At 54.6% G+C, this 20,812-nt stretch carries 24 protein-coding genes; 11 read left to right on the top strand and 13 right to left on the bottom strand.

What is annotated here, in order from left to right:
• Window positions 1–59: 59 nt before the first annotated feature.
• On the top strand, window positions 60–152 hold the full coding sequence (gene yncL, locus ACMGGU_RS07215) for a stress response membrane protein YncL (protein ID WP_021241082.1): 93 nt from the start codon (window positions 60–62) through the stop codon (window positions 150–152).
• 98 nt (window positions 153–250) lie between these two features.
• Entirely contained in the window at window positions 251–358 is a 108-nt protein-coding gene (gene yniD, locus ACMGGU_RS07210) for a small membrane protein YniD (RefSeq protein ID WP_008500658.1), read from the top strand.
• A gap of 80 nt (window positions 359–438) precedes the next feature.
• Here the strand turns inward: yniD and ACMGGU_RS07205 are convergent, their stop codons facing one another.
• Entirely contained in the window at window positions 439–1,197 is a 759-nt protein-coding gene (locus ACMGGU_RS07205; protein WP_021241081.1) for a DUF481 domain-containing protein, read from the bottom strand.
• Window positions 1,198–1,492: 295 nt separating this feature from the next.
• On the opposite strand from ACMGGU_RS07205, the gene pfkB reads away from it, so the two are divergent.
• From pfkB to ACMGGU_RS07190, 3 genes are all read left to right on the top strand, one after another.
• Complete coding sequence (pfkB, locus tag ACMGGU_RS07200; protein ID WP_045336121.1) at window positions 1,493–2,425, top strand: 6-phosphofructokinase II; 933 nt, start codon at window positions 1,493–1,495, stop codon at window positions 2,423–2,425.
• 106 nt (window positions 2,426–2,531) lie between these two features.
• Window positions 2,532–2,822: a type V toxin-antitoxin system endoribonuclease antitoxin GhoS gene (gene ghoS / locus ACMGGU_RS07195; RefSeq protein ID WP_048027535.1), complete on the top strand. Its 291-nt coding sequence runs from the start codon at window positions 2,532–2,534 to the stop codon at window positions 2,820–2,822.
• Between the two features lie 105 nt (window positions 2,823–2,927).
• Window positions 2,928–3,788 (top strand): fructosamine kinase family protein, encoded by an 861-nt coding sequence (locus tag ACMGGU_RS07190; RefSeq protein ID WP_008500662.1) that lies wholly within the window; start codon window positions 2,928–2,930, stop codon window positions 3,786–3,788.
• Between the two features lie 36 nt (window positions 3,789–3,824).
• On the opposite strand, the gene ACMGGU_RS07185 is transcribed toward ACMGGU_RS07190, so the two are convergent.
• Window positions 3,825–4,361: a YniB family protein gene (locus ACMGGU_RS07185; RefSeq protein ID WP_048027534.1), complete on the bottom strand. Its 537-nt coding sequence runs from the start codon at window positions 4,359–4,361 to the stop codon at window positions 3,825–3,827.
• Window positions 4,362–4,509: 148 nt separating this feature from the next.
• On the opposite strand from ACMGGU_RS07185, the gene hxpB reads away from it, so the two are divergent.
• The 3 genes from hxpB (at window position 4,510) to ACMGGU_RS07170 (ending at window position 7,392) form a co-directional block, all read left to right on the top strand.
• The gene (gene hxpB, locus ACMGGU_RS07180; RefSeq protein ID WP_048027532.1) at window positions 4,510–5,181 is read left to right on the top strand and encodes a hexitol phosphatase HxpB; all 672 of its coding nucleotides are present in this window, start codon (window positions 4,510–4,512) and stop codon (window positions 5,179–5,181) included.
• Window positions 5,182–5,282: 101 nt separating this feature from the next.
• Window positions 5,283–5,873, top strand: coding sequence for a metal-dependent hydrolase (locus ACMGGU_RS07175; protein ID WP_032644865.1), 591 nt, complete (start codon window positions 5,283–5,285; stop codon window positions 5,871–5,873).
• A 127-nt stretch (window positions 5,874–6,000) separates the two neighbouring features.
• Window positions 6,001–7,392, top strand: a complete 1,392-nt coding sequence (locus tag ACMGGU_RS07170; protein ID WP_045336125.1) for an L-cystine transporter — start codon at window positions 6,001–6,003, stop codon at window positions 7,390–7,392.
• A gap of 48 nt (window positions 7,393–7,440) precedes the next feature.
• On the opposite strand, the gene cedA is transcribed toward ACMGGU_RS07170, so the two are convergent.
• Window positions 7,441–7,716 carry a cell division activator CedA gene (gene cedA / locus ACMGGU_RS07165; RefSeq protein ID WP_258526576.1) on the bottom strand — a complete coding sequence of 92 codons (276 nt, stop codon included), beginning with the start codon at window positions 7,714–7,716 and terminating at the stop codon, window positions 7,441–7,443.
• Window positions 7,717–7,883: 167 nt separating this feature from the next.
• On the opposite strand from cedA, the gene katE reads away from it, so the two are divergent.
• Window positions 7,884–10,133, top strand: coding sequence for a catalase HPII (gene katE / locus ACMGGU_RS07160; RefSeq protein ID WP_048027528.1), 2,250 nt, complete (start codon window positions 7,884–7,886; stop codon window positions 10,131–10,133).
• Between the two features lie 88 nt (window positions 10,134–10,221).
• Here katE and chbG read toward each other — a convergent pair whose 3' ends face one another.
• From chbG to osmE, 7 genes are all read right to left on the bottom strand, one after another.
• Window positions 10,222–10,971 carry a chitin disaccharide deacetylase gene (gene chbG / locus ACMGGU_RS07155; RefSeq protein WP_048027527.1) on the bottom strand — a complete coding sequence of 250 codons (750 nt, stop codon included), beginning with the start codon at window positions 10,969–10,971 and terminating at the stop codon, window positions 10,222–10,224.
• A gap of 11 nt (window positions 10,972–10,982) precedes the next feature.
• Window positions 10,983–12,338, bottom strand: a complete 1,356-nt coding sequence (locus tag ACMGGU_RS07150; protein ID WP_045910256.1) for a 6-phospho-beta-glucosidase — start codon at window positions 12,336–12,338, stop codon at window positions 10,983–10,985.
• Between the two features lie 109 nt (window positions 12,339–12,447).
• Window positions 12,448–13,266, bottom strand: a complete 819-nt coding sequence (gene chbR, locus ACMGGU_RS07145; RefSeq protein WP_029740446.1) for a transcriptional regulator ChbR — start codon at window positions 13,264–13,266, stop codon at window positions 12,448–12,450.
• Window positions 13,267–13,295: 29 nt separating this feature from the next.
• Entirely contained in the window at window positions 13,296–13,643 is a 348-nt protein-coding gene (gene chbA / locus ACMGGU_RS07140; RefSeq protein WP_032639846.1) for a PTS N,N'-diacetylchitobiose transporter subunit IIA, read from the bottom strand.
• Window positions 13,644–13,689: 46 nt separating this feature from the next.
• Window positions 13,690–15,048 (bottom strand): PTS N,N'-diacetylchitobiose transporter subunit IIC, encoded by a 1,359-nt coding sequence (chbC, locus tag ACMGGU_RS07135; protein WP_023311283.1) that lies wholly within the window; start codon window positions 15,046–15,048, stop codon window positions 13,690–13,692.
• Between the two features lie 79 nt (window positions 15,049–15,127).
• Window positions 15,128–15,445 (bottom strand): PTS N,N'-diacetylchitobiose transporter subunit IIB, encoded by a 318-nt coding sequence (gene chbB, locus ACMGGU_RS07130; protein ID WP_008500676.1) that lies wholly within the window; start codon window positions 15,443–15,445, stop codon window positions 15,128–15,130.
• Window positions 15,446–15,729: 284 nt separating this feature from the next.
• On the bottom strand, window positions 15,730–16,071 hold the full coding sequence (osmE, locus tag ACMGGU_RS07125; RefSeq protein ID WP_008500677.1) for an osmotically-inducible lipoprotein OsmE: 342 nt from the start codon (window positions 16,069–16,071) through the stop codon (window positions 15,730–15,732).
• A 221-nt stretch (window positions 16,072–16,292) separates the two neighbouring features.
• Here osmE and nadE point away from each other — a divergent pair, with 221 nt between their 5' ends.
• Both nadE and cho read left to right on the top strand, forming a co-directional pair.
• Complete coding sequence (nadE, locus tag ACMGGU_RS07120) at window positions 16,293–17,117, top strand: ammonia-dependent NAD(+) synthetase (protein ID WP_032651538.1); 825 nt, start codon at window positions 16,293–16,295, stop codon at window positions 17,115–17,117.
• Window positions 17,118–17,297: 180 nt separating this feature from the next.
• A complete protein-coding gene (gene cho / locus ACMGGU_RS07115; protein ID WP_045910612.1) occupies window positions 17,298–18,176 on the top strand; it encodes an excinuclease Cho in 879 nt (292 codons plus the stop codon).
• Here cho and ves read toward each other — a convergent pair.
• The 3 genes from ves to astE form a co-directional block, all read right to left on the bottom strand.
• Window positions 18,154–18,711 (bottom strand): environmental stress-induced protein Ves, encoded by a 558-nt coding sequence (gene ves / locus ACMGGU_RS07110; RefSeq protein WP_021241069.1) that lies wholly within the window; start codon window positions 18,709–18,711, stop codon window positions 18,154–18,156. The two genes, cho and ves, sit on opposite strands and share 23 nt — an antisense overlap.
• 297 nt (window positions 18,712–19,008) lie before the next feature.
• Window positions 19,009–19,503, bottom strand: coding sequence for an ATP-independent periplasmic protein-refolding chaperone Spy (gene spy, locus ACMGGU_RS07105; protein ID WP_008500682.1), 495 nt, complete (start codon window positions 19,501–19,503; stop codon window positions 19,009–19,011).
• A gap of 338 nt (window positions 19,504–19,841) precedes the next feature.
• Entirely contained in the window at window positions 19,842–20,807 is a 966-nt protein-coding gene (gene astE, locus ACMGGU_RS07100) for a succinylglutamate desuccinylase (RefSeq protein ID WP_048222625.1), read from the bottom strand.
• Window positions 20,808–20,812 lie beyond the last annotated feature (5 nt).

Genomic DNA, 20,812 nt, shown 5'->3' with positions numbered 1-20,812 from the left:
CGCATTTCAAAGATGCTGGGCTAATCTTGAACAGGTCTTTAAACCCAAAGGTGCATACTATGAACGTATCCAGTAGAACGGTTGTGATTTTAAACATCCTTTCCGCCACCGGTTTATTGTTGATTCTCGCCGAACGATTCCACTGGTTCTGAGCCGAACCCTGCGCTGGCATAACCCAATCGTTCCTGAGTAGGGGCATATTTCGGCCCTGTTTGGTAGACTGTGGGTATCAACGAACAAGGATTAGGTTATGCCAACAAAACGATTTGCCGTAAAACACTGGAAAATGGTGCTGGTGCTGATCGCCATCTGCGGCGCAATGCTGTTACTCCGTTGGGCGGCAATGATTTGGGGTTAGGGGCGAATACTGCTCATCAGAAGGGACGTCACAAGACCAGACAGAATAAACGGGCCGACATGATCATCGGCCCGTCTTCATTACATTCTATAACCCAGTGAAACCGTGGTTCTGCGGTCGGTATGATCCGGTGCAGATTCGGGTGGTGAAGAGTTCCAGGTCACGTTGTAGGCGACTTTCAGACCAAAGTGTTCGTTAATGGCCACGTTCAGCGCCGTCTCAGAGTTCAGCGTCGTATCGTCGGCACCAAATACAGAAACACCCTGGGTAAATTTGGTGTTGTCAGTCATCTGCCAGGCATAGGTGCCGGAAGCGTAACCGAGCGGTTGGGTTTTGGTATCGCCATTGGTGTACTCGTCATAACGCACACCCGGACCGAATTCAAAACGGAGGCTGTGTACCGGACCGTTCAGGAACTGACGACCATAACCCGCGGTGAACACGTCACGCTGGCGATAACCATTGTAACGGTCGGTTAACCAGCTTGCCTGACCAAACAGGTAATCATAGTCGGTCATGTTGTAACGGCTACGTCCGCCTACCGCATATTTCTCGGAAGAACGCTCGTCATTAGCGGACGTATTGCTGGCATTACCCCACAGAGACCAGGCGGTGGTATTACCGTACCAGGTAAGCGTACTGTCCGCCGTCAGAGAAGAGCTTTTCGTGTTACCGGATTGTGCCAGGTACCCAGCGTTCAGGTTACCTTCAAACGGTTTTTTCGCGGTGGAGGGATCGTCCATGACAGTAAAAACGGAATCATCGGCGGTCGCGTTCATAGCCGCAAACACGCCACCCGCCAGCATCAGTGCAGCGGGAACTGTCTTTAAAAGCTTCATTTTATTAAGGAGTCCGTACAACAAAAAAAGAGACCACACGGTCCCGGAATCTTTCTTGAGGATCAATGACAAGGCGTCCAGAGAAAGGTAACAAATTATAAAAAGCCGCAAATAACATAGCAATGATTTCTTATTTCATTTTTTGAATAAGAACGATCCCAAAAAGCGTTTTATTTTATATATCTCCGGTCTTACTTTTATTCAGTATTCATATTTAAAATCATACTGTTATTTACGTTGCCTTCCTGACAAATGGTGCCAGACTAAAAGGAACCCATGCTAAAAGGAGGTAATGATGGTTTCTATCTACACCCTGACGCTCTCCCCTTCCCTTGATTCCGCCACCCTGACGCCGCAGATTTACCCGGAAGGTAAATTGCGCTGTAGCGCCCCGGTCTTTGAGCCCGGCGGTGGCGGTATCAACGTGGCGCGCGCCATTACCCACCTCGGGGGCAAGGCCACGGCCATTTTTCCCGCAGGCGGTGCCACCGGCGAACACCTGGTCTCTCTGCTGGCAGATGAACAGGTTGCCGTAGAGACCGTCGAGGCGAAAGACTGGACGCGGCAAAACCTGCATGTCCACGTTGAATCCAGCGGCGAGCAGTACCGGTTTGTCATGCCGGGCGCGAAACTCACCGATGACGAGTTTCGTCAGCTTGAAGAGAAAGTACTGACCATTGAAAGCGGCGCGCTGCTGGTGGTAAGCGGCAGCCTGCCCCCCGGCGTCAGCACGGAAAAATTAACCGCGCTTATTCAGGCGGCGCAGCAACGCGGTATCCGCTGCATCGTTGACAGCAGCGGCGAGGCCCTGCAGGCGGCCTTAGTGCCGGGCAATCTTGAACTGGTCAAACCCAACCAGAAAGAGTTAAGCGCGCTGGTCAACCGCGACTTGACGCAGCCTGACGATGTGCGCACCGCCGCGCAGGAGCTGGTGCGCAGCGGCAAAGCGCGGCGCGTGGTGGTTTCCCTTGGTCCGCAGGGGGCACTGGCCGTCGATGAAACGTCGTCCGTTCAGGTTGTTCCTCCGCCAATGAAGAGCCAGAGCACGGTTGGCGCGGGTGACAGCATGGTAGGCGCGATGACGCTTAAGCTGGCGCAGGGCGCGTCACTGCTGGAGATGACGCGCTACGGCGTGGCGGCGGGTAGCGCCGCTACCATCAACCAGGGCACGCGTCTCTGTTCGCTGGCCGATACGCAAAAAATTGTCGATTATCTGTCCCGAAATTAACCCCTGTTCCCCTTCATCCTTATGGAGGGGAATGTCATCACCGAGTCGCCAAACGCAAACTATCGACTATGCTAAGAAAACTTCCATGATAACAATGAGGTGAATTATGAGCAGTGGTGACATCACCCGCTACGTCGTAACCGTCAACCTTCATGAAGCATCGCTGACCGAGCTGAATGAGCTCAACAACGCCTTCACCCGGGCTAATTTTCTCCTCACGCTCACGGATGACGAGGGCAATATTCATGATTTAGGCACCCTGGCATTTGGTCTGATCGGTGCCCTGAATAAAGAAGAGGTTCATGCGCTGGCCGCCAGTCTGGTGGAAAGTGTGACCGACAAGCCAGCCGAAATTGACGTCGACACCTGGGAAAACTGGCAGAAAAAAGAACAATAAGTGCCCTGTATGAAATTAAACCGCTCAGGTGTGCGTTAGTTCGTATTTTTTTACCGCAATAATGCGCTAACTTTATGATCTGGCAGACAACATGGGAGAGTCAACATGTGGCAGGCTATCAGTCATCTTTTAAGTGAGCAGCTGGGTGAAGGTGAAATTGAACTGCGTAACGAACTGCCAGGCGGAGAGATCCACGCCGCGTGGCATTTACGCTACGCAGGGCGCGATCTCTTCGTAAAATGCGATGAACGTGAACTGCTTCCGATATTTACCGCCGAAGCCGATCAGCTTGAACTGTTGTCGCGCAGTAAAACGGTGACGGTCCCGCAGGTGCTGGCCGTCGGTAGCGACCGCGATTACAGTTTTCTGGTCATGGAATATCTCCCCGCCCGTCCGCTGGATGCCCATAACGCTTTCATTCTTGGCCAGCAGCTAGCACGCCTCCATCAGTGGAGCGACCAGCCGCAGTTTGGTCTCGATTTTGACAATGACCTCTCCACCACGCCACAGCCCAATGCCTGGCAGCGTCGCTGGTCGACCTTTTTTGCCGAGCAGCGTATTGGCTGGCAGCTTGAGCTTGCCGCCGAGAAAGGGCTGGAATTTGGCAATATAGACGCCATCGTCGAGCACGTGCAGCAGCGTCTGGCCTCCCACCAGCCTCAGGCGTCTCTGCTCCACGGTGATTTGTGGTCCGATAACTGCGCGCTGGGGCCCAACGGCCCCTATATCTTCGACCCGGCCTGCTACTGGGGTGACCGAGAGTGTGACCTTGCCATGCTGCCGCTGCACCCTGAACAACCGCCGCAGATATATGACGGTTATCAGTCGGTTTCTCCCCTGCCGCCCGGCTTCCTCGACCGTCAACCGGTGTACCAGCTTTATACGCTGATGAACCGCGCCATACTTTTTGGTGGGGAGCACCTGGTTAACGCACAGCGTGCGCTTGAGCGCATGCTTGCCGCCTGAGACGCGAACGGGTGGCCTTGCCGCCACCCGTATCGGTTACAGAAAACCGAGCAGTGAGAAGAAGAAGTATCCTGCCACAATGATCATCACGGGAAGGATATAGAGCGGGAAGATTTGCAGGAAAATAGTGTGGCGCGGCACAACAATGCGGGATTCAATCTGCTCCCGGCTCATGCCTTCCGGGCCTTTGGCCTGCTCCAGAATGAGCTGGTCCTCAACGCCCTCGCGTAAAAAGCGCGTCTGACGGCTCATTCGCGCGCCAGAGGCCTGCAGCGCCAGCGCAACAAAGATCAGGGCGTATATCACCCAAAAGCCGATATTCAGCTGATGGTGAAAATCCGGGGTGGGTGAGTTAAACCAGAAGACATTCAAAAATGGCGTATTGAAACGCATCATCTCAATCATCACATGCGCAAAATCAAGCATAACCGCATTGATACCCGGCTGTTTTTCGCTGTGATCGTACATAAATTTGAGTACAGAAATCAGCGTAGAAATGACGGCAGGAATAAAAATCACCCAGCCAGCAATACGTTTTAAGACCGCAATGCGTCCAGCTTGTTGATACGTCATCAGTTCCTCTTCATAAAGACGCGTTATTTGTGCCTTAGTCTACCTGCTGGTCATCAATTTCGCCCGCTCTTTAAAAGCAATATGCTAAATTGCAGAGTGTGCTTAGCACTTATCGTCTGTCGAACACCCTGGATAAGGAGACGTTGTGATGTCGACACCGCGCCAAATTCTTGCCGCAATTTTTGACATGGATGGATTACTGATCGATTCCGAACCGTTGTGGGATCGCGCTGAACTGGACGTCATGGCCAGCCTGGGCGTGGATATCAGCCGCCGTAATGAACTTCCCGATACGCTGGGCCTGCGCATCGATATGGTGGTTGACCTGTGGTATGCCCAACAGCCGTGGGCTGGACCAGGTCGTGATGAAGTGACCGCGCGCATTATCAGCCGCGCCATTTCGCTGGTAGAAGAGAGCAAGCCGCTGCTGCCCGGCGTTCGTGAGGCAGTCGCGCTGTGTAAAGCCCAGGGGCTGAAGGTCGGCCTGGCCTCGGCGTCACCGCTGCATATGCTGGAAAAAGTGCTCATCATGTTTGAACTGCGCGACAGTTTCGACGCGCTTGCCTCCGCTGAGAAACTGCCTTACAGCAAGCCGCACCCGCAGGTCTATCTGGACTGTGCCGCTAAGCTCGGCCTGGATCCCCTCAACTGCGTTGCGCTGGAAGATTCCGTTAACGGCATGGTGGCCTCTAAAGCCGCGCGGATGCGCTCCATTGTGGTGCCTGCGGAAGAAGGCCGCCACGATCCCCGGTTCGCGCTTGCCGATGTGAAGCTACATTCACTGGCAGAACTGACGGCGCGCCACCTGCAGGGCGGTTAACGCCCTCCTCCGGTTTGTGACAAACAGTTACACCGTCACCTCTTCCGCCTACTGTATAAAAACCCTATACTGTATGAATTGACAGTTTTGTGGGTTTTATCATGACGGCGGAAGGCCACCTGCTTTTTTCTATCGCGTGCGCAGTATTTGCCAAAAACGCTGAACTCACCCCCGTGCTGGCACAGGGGGACTGGTGGCATATCGTCCCTTCCGCCGTATTGACCTGTCTGCTGCCCGACATCGACCATCCCAAGTCGTTCCTCGGACAGCGCCTGAAGTGGGTATCGAAACCCATCGCCCGCGCGTTCGGCCACCGGGGGTTTACGCACAGCTTGCTGGCCGTGTTTGGCCTGCTGACGCTTTTCTATTTAAAAGTGCCCGAAAGCTGGATCGTCCCCGGTGATGCCATTCAGGGAATGGTGCTGGGATATTTAAGCCATATTCTGGCCGATATGCTGACGCCCGCGGGCGTACCGCTGCTGTGGCCCTGCCGCTGGCGCTTCCGTTTTCCCATCCTGGCACCGCAGAAAGGGAACCAGCTGGAGCGCGTCTTGTGCATGGCGCTGTTTGCTTACGCCGTCTGGATGCCGCAAACGTTGCCCGAAAACAGTGCAGTCCGCTGGTCTTCCCAGATGATTAATTCGCTGCAATTTCAGTTCAATCGCTTTATTCATCACCAGATTGAACAGTAAACCAACAAAATTATCCCATTTGTCATAACCCATTCCATTTGGATATAAGCGCTACATCACACTTCTGCTAACCTTCCGCCAACAGGATCGGTAAAAACCGACCCGATAATAAATCAGGAGAACGGGGATGAATTTTCCACTCATCGCGAACGTCGTTGTGTTCGCTGTATTGCTATTGCTTCTCGCGCAGGCGCGCCACAAACAGTGGAGCCTGGCGAAAAAGGTGCTGGTTGGTCTGGCCATGGGTGTCGTATTTGGTCTGGCATTACAGGCAATTTATGGCTCCGATAATCCAGTTCTGAAAGATTCCATTCAGTGGTTCAACATTGTCGGTAACGGCTATGTCCAGCTGCTGCAGATGATCGTTATGCCGCTGGTCTTCGCCTCTATTCTGAGCGCCGTTGCCCGCCTGCATAACGCGACCCAGTTGGGAAAAATCAGTTTCCTGACCATCGGCACGCTGCTGTTCACCACGCTGATTGCCGCGCTGGTGGGTGTGCTGGTCACTAACCTGTTTGGCCTGACTGCAGAAGGTCTGGTTCAGGGTACCGCTGAAACGGCGCGTCTGACCGCGATTCAGACCAACTACGTTGGGAAAGTGGCTGACCTGACCGTGCCGCAGATGGTGCTCTCCTTCATTCCGAAGAACCCGTTTGCTGACCTGACCGGTGCGAGCCCAACCTCAATCATCAGCGTGGTTATTTTCGCCGCGTTCCTGGGCGTAGCGGCGCTGAAGTTGCTGAAAGACGATGCGCCAAAAGGCGAACGCGTGCTGACCGCAATTGACACCCTGCAAAGCTGGGTGATGAAGCTGGTCCGTCTGGTCATGCAGCTCACCCCTTACGGCGTGCTGGCGCTGATGACCAAAGTGGTTGCCGGCTCTAACCTGCAGGACATCATTAAGCTGGGCAGCTTCGTTGTCGCCTCTTACCTGGGCCTTGGCATTATGTTTGTGGTGCACGGCATCCTGCTGGGCGTGAACGGCGTCAGCCCGCTGAAGTACTTCCGTAAGGTCTGGCCGGTACTGACCTTTGCCTTCACCAGCCGTTCCAGCGCCGCGTCTATCCCGCTGAACGTTGAAGCGCAAACCCGTCGTCTGGGCGTGCCTGAATCTATCGCCAGCTTCTCTGCCTCCTTTGGTGCCACCATCGGTCAGAACGGCTGTGCGGGTCTGTACCCGGCGATGCTGGCGGTAATGGTTGCTCCTACAGTCGGCATCAACCCGCTGGATCCGGTCTGGATCGCCACGCTGGTCGGGATTGTCACCGTAAGCTCCGCAGGCGTTGCGGGTGTTGGCGGCGGTGCAACCTTCGCCGCGCTGATTGTGCTGCCTGCGCTGGGTCTGCCCGTGACGCTGGTCGCCCTGCTGATCTCCGTTGAGCCGCTGATCGACATGGGTCGTACAGCGCTGAACGTGAGCGGCTCCATGACCGCCGGTACGCTGACCAGCCAGTGGCTGAAGCAGACCGACAAAGCGATTCTGGAAAGTGAAGACGACGCCGAGCTGGCGCACCGCTAAACACGTTAGAAATAAAAAAACCGCCTGATGGCGGTTTTTTTATGGCTGTTATTCTTCAACCTCTTCATCCTGGCGGATTTGCATCGCCCACCGCTGTGCGGACTCCGGCACCGTAAAGGTGGGAGAGCGACGGAAATGCTCGCCGACCAGCACAAAGGCCACGTATTTCCCCCGTAACTGCCACACATCGCGAAAGCCCTCCACTTTCAGGGCATGGTCTGGCGGCGCGGGCTCAACGCGGGGCACATAGCTAATAACCTGGCGGTTTTGTTGACGAAGAGGTTTCATAAGCAACGGATTCACTAAAGCAAATTCTTGAAGCAGGAAAATTCTATGATAGCCGATCCTGCTGCCTTCCGTCGCGCTCCGAGTGGGTGAGATGGCTCCTTTCGCTAATCACGGCATATGAAAACTCTTAGTTCGCGAACCATGTCGCGACATTGTTCTATCCTTAATAGGGTTTTTAGCAATGGATAAAGGAGAAGCGTGCAATGTCGAACAAAGATAAAACACATCAATCACCCATTCATGGCACTGAAGAATCTCAACCGGGTATGGACTCTCTCGCTCCCGCTGACGGCTCTCACCGCCCCTCCCCTGGCCCCTCCGCACCGGGCGAACAGCCTACCGCACCGGGAAGCATGAAATCGCCGGACACGGGAAACGAGAAGCTGAAATCTCTTGAACCACACCGAAAAGGCGGTGAAGGTTTCGCGCTCACGACCAATCAGGGCGTACGCATTGCTGACGATCAAAACTCCCTTCGCGCAGGCGCGCGCGGGCCAACCCTGCTGGAAGACTTTATCCTGCGGGAAAAAATCACCCATTTTGACCACGAGCGGATACCAGAACGCATCGTCCACGCGCGCGGTTCCGCTGCGCACGGCTACTTTCAGCCCTACAAGAGCCTGAAAGCGATCACCAAAGCGGATTTCCTCTCCGACCCGGATAAAATCACCCCGGTGTTTGTGCGTTTCTCCACCGTGCAGGGTGGCGCGGGGTCGGCAGATACCGTCCGGGATATCCGCGGCTTTGCCACCAAGTTTTATACCGAAGAGGGTATTTTCGATCTGGTCGGCAATAACACGCCGGTGTTTTTCATTCAGGATGCGCATAAATTTCCTGACTTTGTCCATGCGGTAAAACCGGAGCCCCACTGGGCCATACCGCAGGGACAAAGTGCGCACGACACCTTCTGGGACTATGTTTCCCTGCAGCCTGAAACCTTACACAACGTGATGTGGGCGATGTCAGACCGCGGCATTCCGCGCAGCTACCGCACCATGGAAGGGTTTGGCATCCATACCTTCCGTCTGATCAATGCCGAGGGGAAAGCCACGTTTGTCCGCTTCCACTGGAAGCCTGTCGCGGGTAAAGCCTCGCTGGTGTGGGACGAGGCGCAGAAGCTGACCGGGCGCGATCCGGACTTCCATCGCCGCGAGCTGTGGGAATCCATTGAAGCGGGCGACTTCCCGGAATACGAACTTGGCCTGCAGCTCATACCGGAAGAGGACGAATTTAAGTTCGATTTCGACCTTCTGGACCCGACGAAGCTGATCCCGGAAGAGCTGGTGCCGGTGCAGCTGGTGGGTAAAATGGTGCTTAACCGTAACCCGGATAACTTCTTTGCCGAAAACGAGCAGGCCGCGTTCCACCCGGGGCATATCGTGCCGGGGCTGGACTTCACCAACGATCCGCTCCTGCAGGGACGCCTTTTCTCCTATACCGATACGCAGATTAGCCGACTCGGCGGGCCGAACTTCCACGAAATTCCGATTAACCGCCCAACCTGCCCGTATCACAACTTCCAGCGCGACGGGATGCACCGTCAGGATATTGATACCAACCCGGCAAACTATGAGCCGAACTCCATCAACGATAACTGGCCGCGTGAAACGCCTCCCGGACCGAAACGCGGTGGATTCGAATCGTATCAGGAGCGTATCGATGGCAATAAAATTCGCGAGCGCAGCCCCTCGTTCGGTGAGTATTACGCCCACCCTCGCCTGTTCTGGAACAGCCAGACGCCGATTGAGCAACAGCACATCATCGGCGGCTTCAGCTTCGAGCTGAGCAAAGTGGTGCGCACCTACATCCGCGAGCGCGTGGTTGATCAGCTGGCGCATATTGATGTTCAGCTTGCCCAGAGTGTCGCGGACAACCTGGGCATTACGCTGACCGACGAGCAGCGTAACCTTGCTCCGCCGAAAGAGGTTAACGGCGTGAAGAAAGATCCGTCGCTGAGCCTGTATGCGGTGCCGGGCGGCTCGATTAAAGGCCGTGTGGTCGCCATTCTGCTGAACGATAAAACCCGCGCCAGCGACGTGCTGGGGATTATGCAGGCGCTGAAAACCCAGGGCGTGCATGCCAAACTGCTCTATTCCCGCATGGGTGAAGTGACGGCCAACGATGGTTCTGTGCTGCCGGTCGCGGCGACCTTTGCCGGTGCGCCATCACTGACCGTCGATGCGGTGATCGTGCCGTGCGGGGATATTGCCAGCCTGCTGACCAACGGCGACGCCGTCTATTATCTGCTGGAAGCCTATAAGCACCTGAAGCCGATCGCGCTGTCCGGCGACGCGCGGCAGTTCAAAGCGCAGCTGAAGGTGGCCGATCAGGGTGAGGACGGGATTGTCGAGGGAGATAACGTTGACGATGCCTTTATGACGAAGCTGTTTGATTTGCTCGCCGCGCACCGTGTCTGGTCGCGAAGCAGCAAGATCGATCAGATTCCGGCGTAAAAAAAGCCGGGTGGCGCTCGCGCTTACCCGGCCTACATTCGATTGGTTTTGTAGGCCCGGTAAGGCGAAGCCGCCACCGGGCTTTATTTCAAAGATCCCCGAACGTCCCCAACCGATACCCGCGCTCGGCAATCGCGAATTTCAACGACGGCGACGTCAGCACATCCAGCTCCGCCAGACGCGGCCAGCAGTAGGCGCTTTTACGCACGGTGTTATCGACAAAGGCAGGATGTGCCATGACCTCCAGCGAACGTTCACCCCGCGCGGCGGAATCATCCAGCACCTTCAGGAACAGCGCGTCGTCGATCTCGTCGCCGTAAAACGCGCTGCTGAACCCCTCAGTGGTGGTGACAGCACAGTCCGGCAATCCGTGCACCTCGCGATCCACGCGCATCGCCACGCCTTTGCGCTGTGCAAACCCGGCAACAAGCGGGAAAATCGCCGGGATCATATGCACGTGGTGATGGCTGTCGATGTGCGTCGGCGTCTGACCAAACACATCAACGAAGCGGTTGAACTGACACTCCAGCTCGCGGGCAATCTCTTCGAGCGGCAGAGCACCCTGCTCCGCCAGTTCCCAAATCCATTTACCCAGCTGGCCATCGCGCGTCAGGCCCGGCATTGGCGAAAGCGGCATCCCGAGCGTCAGCACAAAATGCATGCCTACGCCCAGCTCCGGCACCTCGCGGCTCAGCTGCGCCGCGTGTTCAACCGCCTCACCATTAACCAGCGCCGTTGTAGAGGTCACAACCCCCCGGCGACAGGCTTCAATAATGCCGTAGTTCTGACCTTTCGAGAGGCCAAAATCATCAGCATTAACGATCAGCAGGTTTTCCATTGTGCGTCCTCTTATTGCTGTTTGAACTTCAGCTTCTCGATCGTGGCGGCAAAGTTCGGCAACCATTTTTCATGCGCCAGGATCATCTCGCTGGCCAGTTGCTCCGCGTCGCGGTCAGAATGCACCAGCGGGCTGAGGTTCAGGGCCAGCAGCACGTCATTGAGCTCACCGCTCAGCGCCGCGTTGCTTGCCGCCACTTCAAAGCCTTTGATGGTGTGGATCAGCCCCATGACCTTGTCATCGAAGTGGGTGATACGAGGATGCGGTTTAGCCCCCTCGCGTCCCAGGATGCAGGTCATTTCGACGGCCCAGTCAGCCGGAATATTGTCGACATGGCCGTGGTGCGGCACGTTGACATAGTGCTCCGCCTGCTTGTCGTTGTAGATGGCGTTGATCACTTCACACGCCGCATCGGAGTAGTAGGCCCCGCCGCGCTGCTCCAGCTCTTTCGGTTTGACGTTCAGGTTCGGGTCTTTATACAAATCGAACAGCTGCTTCTCAACCTTCTGAACGATCTGCGCACGCGCGCCGCCCTTATAATACTCGCCCATTTCGATGGCCAGCATCTCTTTCTGCTTGAAGTAGTAAAGCAGGTACGAGCAAGGCAGCAGATTCAGCGAGCGGATCAGCCCTTCGCTGAACGGCAGGTCAAAGATGTTTTTCACCGATGCCGCCGTCAGACGACCGGAGGCTACGCCGTCGAGGAGCTCGGCAAAGCGCGATTTTCCGTTCACGATGACATCTTTAATAAATACCATGTGGTTCAGGCCAAACAGATCGATGGAGAGATCGTCGCTGTCGGTCAGCGCCAGCACGTCGCGGATAAACATCTTCATGCCGATCGGAATGTTGCAGACGCCGATAAAACGTTTGAAGCCGGTATGACGATAGACCGCTTCAGTGACCATGCCGGCCGGGTTGGTGAAGTTAATGACCCACGCGTTCGGGCAGATTTCCTGTACGTCTTTGACGATGTCGAAAATGACCGGGATAGTACGCAGGCCTTTAAACAGGCCGCCCGCGCCGTTAGTCTCCTGCCCCAGATACCCGTGGCTCAGCGGAATACGCTCGTCCAGCTCACGTGCCTTCAGCTGGCCGACGCGCAGCTGGGTGGTGACGAAATCCGCATCTTTCAGCGCCAGACGACGATCGAGGGTTTTATGCACGGTCAGAGGCACGCCCGCTTTTTCCACCATGCGCTTGCACAGGTCGAAAATAATATTCAGCTTCTCCTGACCTTCCTCAACGTCCACCAGCCATAATTCGCTGACCGGTAATTCATGATAACGTTTCAGGAAACCTTCAAGTAATTCCGGGGTGTAGCTGCTGCCGCCACCAATGGTTACGACTTTTAATTTCTTCTGCATAATATCTTCCTTAGCGTATCAGGTTAATCGCCTGCAAGGTATAGCGTGCTCTTCCCGCTATTTGGGCAAGCCATTAAAGCAATATTCGTGGCGGGTAATCCGCCGAAAGTTAATTAATTACCGTCAAATTTTTCCGGTAACTGTTCGGTGTGAATGACGTCAATTTCTTAAAGGTTTTAATAAACAGGCTGGGACTGCTGTATCCTGACTCGTAAGCAATATCGGTGACAGAATAGTTGGTAATTTCCAGCTGTTTTTTAGCAAAATTAATGCGGATTTCATTAATAATTTGCACGGGCGTTTTACGATAATAACGCTGCGTCGCACGGGTCAGATATTCCTGGGATTTGCCCGACAGGGAGACCATATTTTCCAGCGCATTTTCGCTGAACTGGCCTTTGTCGTGCATCAGCTCAACGGTGCTGCGTAGCCATTGCGGAATATCATCCGTCACCTGCTGCTCTTCACGATGATGACGCAGCCGGTTCATCACGTAGAAGGTCACCGTTTCAATAAACTCATCAAATTCATTGTCGCGGAAGTTAAGCGAGGCGATCACCGTTTCAATCCAGGTCATGAACTCGTTTTTGACCCGATAGACCTGAGAGGCCACAAAGCAGAACGGCACCAGCGGCAGATAGTGCTTCTCGAAGAAACGTCTGCTGACGCCCACATTCAGAATGCGGGTGGCACCAAATTCGTAAAAGCTCTGGTGATAAGACCCCATCGGCAGGAAGACGAAATCCCCTCGTTCAAGCAGGACGCGCTTACCGTTGATCTCCTGATAGTAGCGACCGGTCAGAACAATCGTGAACTCGTAGTAGTCATGCTGATGCAGACCACTGGCGCTCTCCGTCTTGTTGTAGATAACCACGTGAAAATTTTTGCCATTAAACAGCTGCTGTTCAAGTGCGGTTTTAATTTCCATCGTGCTGACCTCCTGCTACTCAGTCTGACTTACTGCATCTTCTCGTGAAGCTCAATGAGCTCCGCCACCAGCTCACGTGCCAGCATCGAGGTCATCAGGTGATCCTGCGCGTGAACCAGCACCAGGCTGACCTTCATCTTCCCTTCGCCCTGATCGCTTTCAATCAGCTTTGTCTGCACCAGGTGCGCTTCGTTCAGCGCCGTGCGGGACTGTTCCATCATGGTTTTTGCCGCGGCGAAATCCCCCTGCTTGGCCTGCTTCAGTGCGGCATAGGCCAGGCTGCGGGCCTGCCCAGAGTTGATGATAAGCCCCATCACCACTTCTTCCAGATCGTTCTCGGCGGCGTCGTCTGCGACAATACTATCCAAATCTAACATCTTTAAGCTCCTTGTGGCTGGCGCGGGTTTCCCCGCGCCGTCAATCTTAGAATTTCAGTGAGAGGGCAATATCCTCTTCGCTCTCTTCTTCATCAATGATGGTGGCGGCTTTGTTCGCAATCGCCACGAATGGCATGTACAGCAGGGTGGCAATCCCGAGGTTGAATATCGCCAGCAGGAAGGCCGCGACGCTGCCGTTGGTGTTGAAGAAGGCGCCCAGACCCGCCGGCATGGTCCACGGTGCAATGTTGGTAACCGGTGGAATGATGCCCATGTAGTACGCCGTCAGGGTGATAGCGGCCAGCAGCGGCTGAATCAGGATGAACGGAATGAACATGACCGGGTTCATGATGATTGGCAGACCGAACAGGATCGGTTCGTTAATCTGGAAGATGCCTGATGGCAGCGCCAGCTTCGCGACCTGACGGTAATCAGCACGACGAGAGACAATAAAGACCGCGATGATCAGACCCAAGGTCGCCCCGGTACCGCCCAGGAAGATATAGGAGTCAAGCATCGGCTTCGCCCACACATGGAAGGTTTTACCCGCTGCCAGCGCCGCGTCAACGGAGCCGTACTGCTGATAAAGTGCAACGTTTTCCAGTGCCCATGGGGTCATAATTCCGCTGTCCAGCGCAGCCAGTGCCAGTGAACCATGCACGCCAAAGAACCACAGCAGAGAGGTGAAAATCACATACGCCCAACCGACCACGCCACCCATCGACGCCAGCGGCGTAGAGATAGAGTCCATGATGATCTGGTGGAAGTTTGTGCCCCAGTGAGAGAGCGCCCAGGCAATAATCCCCATGATGGAGAGAATAATGAAGCCTGGAATCAACGCGGAAAATGAACGGGATACAGAAGCCGGTACGCTATCCGGCAGGCGAATCACCCAGTTTCGACGGATGATAAAGGTGAACATCTCTGCCACCACCAGGCCGATAACAATACCGGAGATGATGTTAGCCCCACCCAGCCAGTTGGCGCCAACGGCATAGGCTTCACCCACGCTGTAAGGCGTGACGGTCATAAAGGCGGCGACGGATAATAACCCGGCGGCCAGCGGATCGACCTTACGCTCTTCTGCCAGTGCCATCCCAATAAAGAAAGGCGCCATCAGCGACATAATTCCCAACGTACCGTTATAGACGTTGCCGCCGATGGCTTTAAAACCATTAAGGGTTTCAATAGTGGAAGCGTCTAACCGAATTCCTAATGAATAAAAGAAGGAACCTTCACCAAAGCTCAGAAAAACGTTGTTAATTAAAACGAACATGGCCCCGGCCAGCGTCAACGGCATTAATTTAATAAAGCCGTTTTTGATGGCATTAACGTGAGGCTGCTTTCCTATTTTAACAGCAAAAGGAAGGAGTACCTTTTCAAGTGAAGCGATGACTTTACTCATAGGAAAATACCCTTAAATGCCGTAACGCATGTTACGGCGTATTGTGTGTGAAATAACTCTTTGACGGGAAAAATAAAAATTAATTAGCAGCTTTTTTAATGGCTGCCACAGCAGCTTTAAGAACACCTAAACCATCAATTTTGCCGTACAGCCCCGAGTCGATCACTTCGACCGGTTTATTAGGTAACAGTCGTTGAATTTCGGGCAACATATAGGCAATTTGCGGTCCCAGTAAAACAACATCGGCTGTCTGACCTTTTTCGCCCGCCAGCGTCTCTGGGAACGCTTCGATCACCACAGGGACTTCATACTTTTCAGCCTGCGCACGCATCTTTGAGACCAGAAGCGAGGTTGACATGCCCGCTGAGCAGAACAGGTAGATATGTTTCTTTTCCATCGTGATTTCCCTCTTGTATGACTACCTGCCATCGCGCTATCACTCGACTCGCTGTCCCGGCAGACAGGTAGTTTGCGTACTGTTGTTTATCGTTGGAGTGAGTATACGCAATGGTACAGACAGGGGATAATTCTGGATAGACTAGAATTGTCTCTCATTGACCTGGCTTGTTGACTACCCTCACATTTCGGGTAAATAATTCGCGAAAAGAAATAAGATTTTCTGATGCATAAAAAAACCGGCCCCGGGGCCGGTTTGTTAACATCCTCAGGCAAGCAGGGTGACTACGCCTTAGGTGCCTGCGGATCGGTGTCGTATTCAGCACAGGTCTGATAGCCGGAGTTGATCACATGACCGGTATCATCCAGGGCGACAAAGTAGGTTTCTGCCTTACCATCACGTTGACCCAGGATATAGGTCTGGCAGGTCCCTTTCGCATGAATCATGGTGACTTCAGAAGAAGGTTTACCGGCAATCGCAGCCACCTGCGAACGGGTCATCCCCTTTTTAACGTCTTTTACTACGGGCTGCGTAAACTGATCCTTGGTGCGATCGTAAGCCGTACACCCTGCCAGCATAGTCAGTACCGCCGCTGCGCTAAGAATTCCTGCTACGTTCTTGTTCATATTCCGTCCTCTTGTTTATCAGCGTGTTATCTAAGCATGGGATAAAAAGTACTATTGTTCAACTTTGTGCGTTACGCCAGACGAATTTCGGAAAATTCTAATAAAACAACGATAAGCTGCTAAATCGGCGCAAAATAGCGCACTCGAAACTGTGATCCTTGTCGTTTCTCGCCCAAAGGGTTAGTTTTAACAGTTAACACATTCTGTTTATGGAGAGCGTGATGACTCTGCAACAAGAGATTATCCAGGCGCTGGGCGCGAAGCCTGCGGTAGATGCACATGAAGAGATCCGCCGCAGCGTGGATTTTTTAAAAGCGTATTTAAAGAAGAACTCTTTCCTGAAATCTCTGGTGCTGGGCATCAGCGGCGGCCAGGATTCAACGCTGACCGGCAAGCTTTGCCAGATGGCAATTTCAGAGCTTCGCGAAGAGACGGGCGATGAGACGCTGCAGTTTATCGCTGTGCGCCTTCCTTACGGCGTACAGGCAGACGAGCAGGATTGCCAGGACGCCATTGCCTTCATTCAGCCTGACCGCGTACTGACCGTGAATATTAAAGGCTCGGTGCTGGCAAGCGAGCAGGCGTTACGCGAGGCGGGCATTGAGTTAAGCGATTTCGTTCGCGGCAATGAAAAGGCACGCGAGCGCATGAAAGCGCAGTACAGCATCGCCGGGATGACCAAAGGCGTCGTGGTCGGCACCGACCATGCGGCCGAAGCGATCACCGGCTTCTTCACCAAATATGGCGACGGCGGCACCGACATTAACCCGATCTTCCGCCTGAACAAGCGTCAGGGCAAGCAACTGCTTGCCGCGCTGGGCTGCCCTGAGCATCTGTATAAGAAAGCACCGACAGCTGACCTTGAAGACGATCGCCCTTCCCTGCCGGATGAAGCGGCCCTTGGCGTCACCTACGACAACATTGATGATTATCTGGAAGGCAAAAAGCTGGATGAAGGCACCGCGAAGATCATCGAAGGCTGGTATCTGAAAACCGAGCACAAGCGTCGCCCACCGATTACGGTGTTTGACGACTTCTGGAAATAAAGGCAAAACGGTAACCAAGGTTACCGTTTTTTGTGTTTGCGCCCTCTCCCGTGGGAGAGGGTTGGGGTGAGGGCATCAGGCCGCACGTCCTGGCCGGGTAAGGCGTCGCCGCCACCCGGCTCTTTTTTAACCACCACACTCCTGCTACACTGTATACCTGAACAGTATATGGAGCAGTATGTGAGCAGGCGTCAATCCGCCCCGCGTCTTGAGTTTGAAGCGGCGGCTATCTACGAATATCCCGAGCACCTTCGCCCCTGGCTTGAAGCATTGCCTAAACAGCCGGGCGTGTACATCTTTCACGGCGAAAGCGACACCCTGCCGCTCTACATCGGCAAGAGCGTTAACATTCGCAGTCGGGTATTATCCCATCTGCGTACGCCGGACGAGGCCGCCATGCTGCGCCAGTCGCGACGCATTACCTGGTTCCAGACGGCGGGAGAAATGGGCGCGCTGTTGCTGGAGGCGCGGTTGATAAAAGAACAACAGCCGCTTTTCAACAAGCGCCTGCGCCGCAACCGTCAGCTCTGCTCCCTGCAGATCAACGAAGGCAAGCCACAGGTCGTCTACGCGCGCGACGTCGATTTTTCTCATGCCCCGAATCTCTACGGACTGTTCGCCAATAAACGTGCCGCACTTCAGGCGCTGCAGACGCTGGCGGACGAGCTCCAGCTTTGCTACAGCCTTTTGGGCCTGGAGGCGACCACGCGCGGACGCGCCTGTTTTCGATCCGCGCTGAAGCGCTGTGCCGGTGCCTGCTGTGGCAAAGAGAGCGTTGAGGCGCACCACGCACGGCTCCTCTCCGGTCTGGGGGCCATCAGCGTGAAGTGCTGGCCCTGGGAAAGCGCCGTTGCGCTCAAAGAAGTGGGTGACGCGATGACCCAGTACCACATCGTCAATAACTGGCTCTGGCTGGGCGCTGTAGACGATATCAACGACGCGGCAACCCTGCTGCGCACGCCCGCCGGATTTGACCACGATGGCTACAAAATTCTCTGTAAACCTGTGCTGGCCGGTAAGTTTGAGATCATTGAACTCAATGGCCTGGCAGCCACGTGATTTCGCTGAACAATAAGGTACCCTGAGCCTCCAGCAGACGCAGCGTATGGGTACCTTCCTCCCAGCTGGCGCCCTGATCGGCCGTCAGCAATTTATCACCCAGTTGCCACGCCCCGCTTAACACAAACACCACGCCCCCGCGTGTGCCAAAGGTGGTAAAGGTACGGTCAGCCACGCGCACCTTCGCCCGGCAGCAGTCGCGACGGGTCATGATGTTGAAGTCCATCGCCATCCGCCCATCGGACAGCAGCGCTTTCACCGGCAGGTCGCCGGCAAAACTATAGGGCTGATGGTGCTTCAGGGTATGGAAGAACGCCTGACCGGCATCCAGCGTCACCTCCCCACCTTCCAGCAAGGTAATCACCCGATCGACGCCGGGGAAAGAGGAGAATTCGCCGTTGCTGGCGATAGTCGCGATACTGGCACGCCAGTGAAAATCACGCGTCGCGGGAGGGAAACAACAAATCTCACGCGTTTCACCCGCACCATTGCGCCACAGGCTGACCGGCATTTTACGGATATCAAAGAACTCCATCACCACTCCTGAATGGCACAACCCGTGCCAGGGCAAGGATATTGCTATCGTTGCTGTCTTGTTTGTTATCGTTAGGTATTCACAGACACAGTATCGGCAGCAGAGCGGGCAGGCCTTAGCGGAACGTTAATAAAAATGCTAACGCCATGACTCTACAAACATTCTCTGATGCGACTACAGGAGCATACCGCGCTGGCGGCGGCAGACAAGAGGGCAGGAAAGAAAAACCGCCGGTCCTGTCCACAGCGTTTTCGCTTTTGTGGACAGGATCCCGGCGGTCTTAAGAGAGTGAACCGATTATTCGGTTGGTGCTGGCATTTTACCTTCCATCGCCGGACGTTCTGTCAGACGCTTCTCAAAATTCGCATTAAATTGTTTTTTCTGTTCCGGGGTCAGAATGTTGTAGATCTTGTTCTGGGTTTCCAGGTGAGCCAGCATGCGGGCTTTGTGCTGCTCGGCCATTTTGTCGATCTGCGCTTCGGCTTTTGCCTTGTCGAAGCTGTCGCTGGCGATGATGTCATGCATGGCACGACGCTCTTCCAGCGGCGGACGTTTCATCTGGTCGCGTTCGCTTTTCCGGATATCGCGGATCTGCTGTTTCTGCGCATCCGTCAGGTTGAGATCCTTAAACATCATCATCTCGTTGTGCATACCCGGGCCTTTATGATGCATCATCATTTTGCCTTCAGCAGGCGCGGCAGCGGTTGTGGTCGCAGTATCTGCGGCGAACGCCATGCTGGTAGCGCCCAGAGCCAGGGTAGAAGCAACAAACAGTGCAGTAAACTTACGCATAATTTATTTCCTTTCTTTCAGTTATTCTTCGGCGCTATGCCGTGTTGACGAGATTAACTTTACGGGGTTTATCGTCAATTAGTCAGAGCAACGGTAAAACAATGAAAGTGTAAAAAACAAATTTTCGCCAAATGTGGAGGAAATAAGGATAAAGCGTGGAGAGTTGCAACAAAAAATATTCAATGCGATGATTTTAAAGCGATTTAGCAAAAGTATAACGGAGTAAAGGTGAATAATAAAGCAATTCACCAGGAATATTCCGCAAAACACGCACAGGCGCTTTAATTGCTAAGAAAGGGTATTTTACTTCCCCTCCCGGATGAAGAGAGGGGAAAGGGTCAGGATATTTTTTCCAGCATCAGTCCGGCACGCAGGCCAAACGCCACGGTGGGATTAGGAAATAAAACATACTCGGTGGTTTTCTGCACCTCATAACGCTCCTCGCCATCCTCGGCCAGCAGCGCCCCTTTGCGGAACGGCGTGAAGTTCAGGGTATGCGCGGCCATATGGAGCAGGAAGGCATCGCTGCGGCGCGTGATCTGCTGTACGACCCGGTACCGCTCGACGGGCTGATGCGTAGGCTCGGGAGCCTTTCCTCCCAGCAGCGCCCGCAGGGCGAGATGCGTGGGTGCAAAGCGAGAGAGATCGTTTTGCCCAAACGGCAGCGCTTTCCCCAGCTCCAGCGTACAGGACAACGCACCAAAGTGCTCACAGGTGAAGTGCGTAAAGGTTCCGCCCGGCGACTGGTGAAACACCAGCGCCTCCAGCCCGGCGTCTCCCAGCCAGCTCAAAAAATCTTCCTCCCACGGCTGATTGCGCTGCGGCAGCACGCCGAAGCGAACATGGTAGGACGCGCGGATGGCCGTATGCAGATCCAGATGCCAGCGCGCCGGTCCCGCATCGGCAAAAAACGCGGTCACGACGTTCTCCAGCCACGCTGCCCGCGCCGTTTCGTCACTCTGCGGAAACTGCGACCAGCGGCCGCCGAACATGCGGTTAATGTCGCTCACCAGATACCGTTTGTTTTCCGCCAGCGCAGGCGGATTGCCGAGCACCACCAGCACGCGGCACGTCAGGGCAATCTCATTGCGATACAGCGCGCGCAGCAGCAGATCGACAATCTCAACCGGTGCCGTTTCATTCCCGTGAATGCCCGTTGAAAGCAGCAGCGACAGATCGCTTTTTGCTGTCGGCGTCAGCTCAAGCACTCCGCGCCCCAGCCACCGCCAGCGAAATGAGGGACCGTCCCCCTCTTTCTGTTCCGGCGTTTCATCGGCCAGGGTCAGCGCCAGTAAATTTTCCATATCCA

The sequence above is a fragment of the Enterobacter sp. BNK-8 genome, assembly GCF_048685095.1.
Classification (GTDB): domain Bacteria; phylum Pseudomonadota; class Gammaproteobacteria; order Enterobacterales; family Enterobacteriaceae; genus Enterobacter; species Enterobacter quasiroggenkampii.
The sequence above is the reverse complement of the archived record's forward strand: the minus strand, read 5'-3'. Positions and strand labels throughout refer to the sequence as shown.

Excerpts from the sequence above, each read along its gene's own strand:
- yncL (WP_021241082.1), top strand. The coding sequence starts at position 60 with ATGAACGTATCCAGTAGAACGGTTGTGATTTTAAACATCCTTTCCGCC.
- yniD (WP_008500658.1), top strand. The coding sequence starts at position 251 with ATGCCAACAAAACGATTTGCCGTAAAACACTGGAAAATGGTGCTGGTG.
- ACMGGU_RS07205 (WP_021241081.1), bottom strand. The coding sequence starts at position 1,197 with ATGAAGCTTTTAAAGACAGTTCCCGCTGCACTGATGCTGGCGGGTGGC.
- pfkB (WP_045336121.1), top strand. The coding sequence starts at position 1,493 with ATGGTTTCTATCTACACCCTGACGCTCTCCCCTTCCCTTGATTCCGCC.
- ghoS (WP_048027535.1), top strand. The coding sequence starts at position 2,532 with ATGAGCAGTGGTGACATCACCCGCTACGTCGTAACCGTCAACCTTCAT.
- ACMGGU_RS07190 (WP_008500662.1), top strand. The coding sequence starts at position 2,928 with ATGTGGCAGGCTATCAGTCATCTTTTAAGTGAGCAGCTGGGTGAAGGT.
- ACMGGU_RS07185 (WP_048027534.1), bottom strand. The coding sequence starts at position 4,361 with ATGACGTATCAACAAGCTGGACGCATTGCGGTCTTAAAACGTATTGCT.
- hxpB (WP_048027532.1), top strand. The coding sequence starts at position 4,510 with ATGTCGACACCGCGCCAAATTCTTGCCGCAATTTTTGACATGGATGGA.
- ACMGGU_RS07175 (WP_032644865.1), top strand. The coding sequence starts at position 5,283 with ATGACGGCGGAAGGCCACCTGCTTTTTTCTATCGCGTGCGCAGTATTT.
- ACMGGU_RS07170 (WP_045336125.1), top strand. The coding sequence starts at position 6,001 with ATGAATTTTCCACTCATCGCGAACGTCGTTGTGTTCGCTGTATTGCTA.
- katE (WP_048027528.1), top strand. The coding sequence starts at position 7,884 with ATGTCGAACAAAGATAAAACACATCAATCACCCATTCATGGCACTGAA.
- chbG (WP_048027527.1), bottom strand. The coding sequence starts at position 10,971 with ATGGAAAACCTGCTGATCGTTAATGCTGATGATTTTGGCCTCTCGAAA.
- ACMGGU_RS07150 (WP_045910256.1), bottom strand. The coding sequence starts at position 12,338 with ATGCAGAAGAAATTAAAAGTCGTAACCATTGGTGGCGGCAGCAGCTAC.
- chbR (WP_029740446.1), bottom strand. The coding sequence starts at position 13,266 with ATGGAAATTAAAACCGCACTTGAACAGCAGCTGTTTAATGGCAAAAAT.
- chbA (WP_032639846.1), bottom strand. The coding sequence starts at position 13,643 with ATGTTAGATTTGGATAGTATTGTCGCAGACGACGCCGCCGAGAACGAT.
- chbC (WP_023311283.1), bottom strand. The coding sequence starts at position 15,048 with ATGAGTAAAGTCATCGCTTCACTTGAAAAGGTACTCCTTCCTTTTGCT.
- chbB (WP_008500676.1), bottom strand. The coding sequence starts at position 15,445 with ATGGAAAAGAAACATATCTACCTGTTCTGCTCAGCGGGCATGTCAACC.
- osmE (WP_008500677.1), bottom strand. The coding sequence starts at position 16,071 with ATGAACAAGAACGTAGCAGGAATTCTTAGCGCAGCGGCGGTACTGACT.
- nadE (WP_032651538.1), top strand. The coding sequence starts at position 16,293 with ATGACTCTGCAACAAGAGATTATCCAGGCGCTGGGCGCGAAGCCTGCG.
- ves (WP_021241069.1), bottom strand. The coding sequence starts at position 18,711 with ATGGAGTTCTTTGATATCCGTAAAATGCCGGTCAGCCTGTGGCGCAAT.
- spy (WP_008500682.1), bottom strand. The coding sequence starts at position 19,503 with ATGCGTAAGTTTACTGCACTGTTTGTTGCTTCTACCCTGGCTCTGGGC.
- astE (WP_048222625.1), bottom strand. The coding sequence starts at position 20,807 with ATGGAAAATTTACTGGCGCTGACCCTGGCCGATGAAACGCCGGAACAG.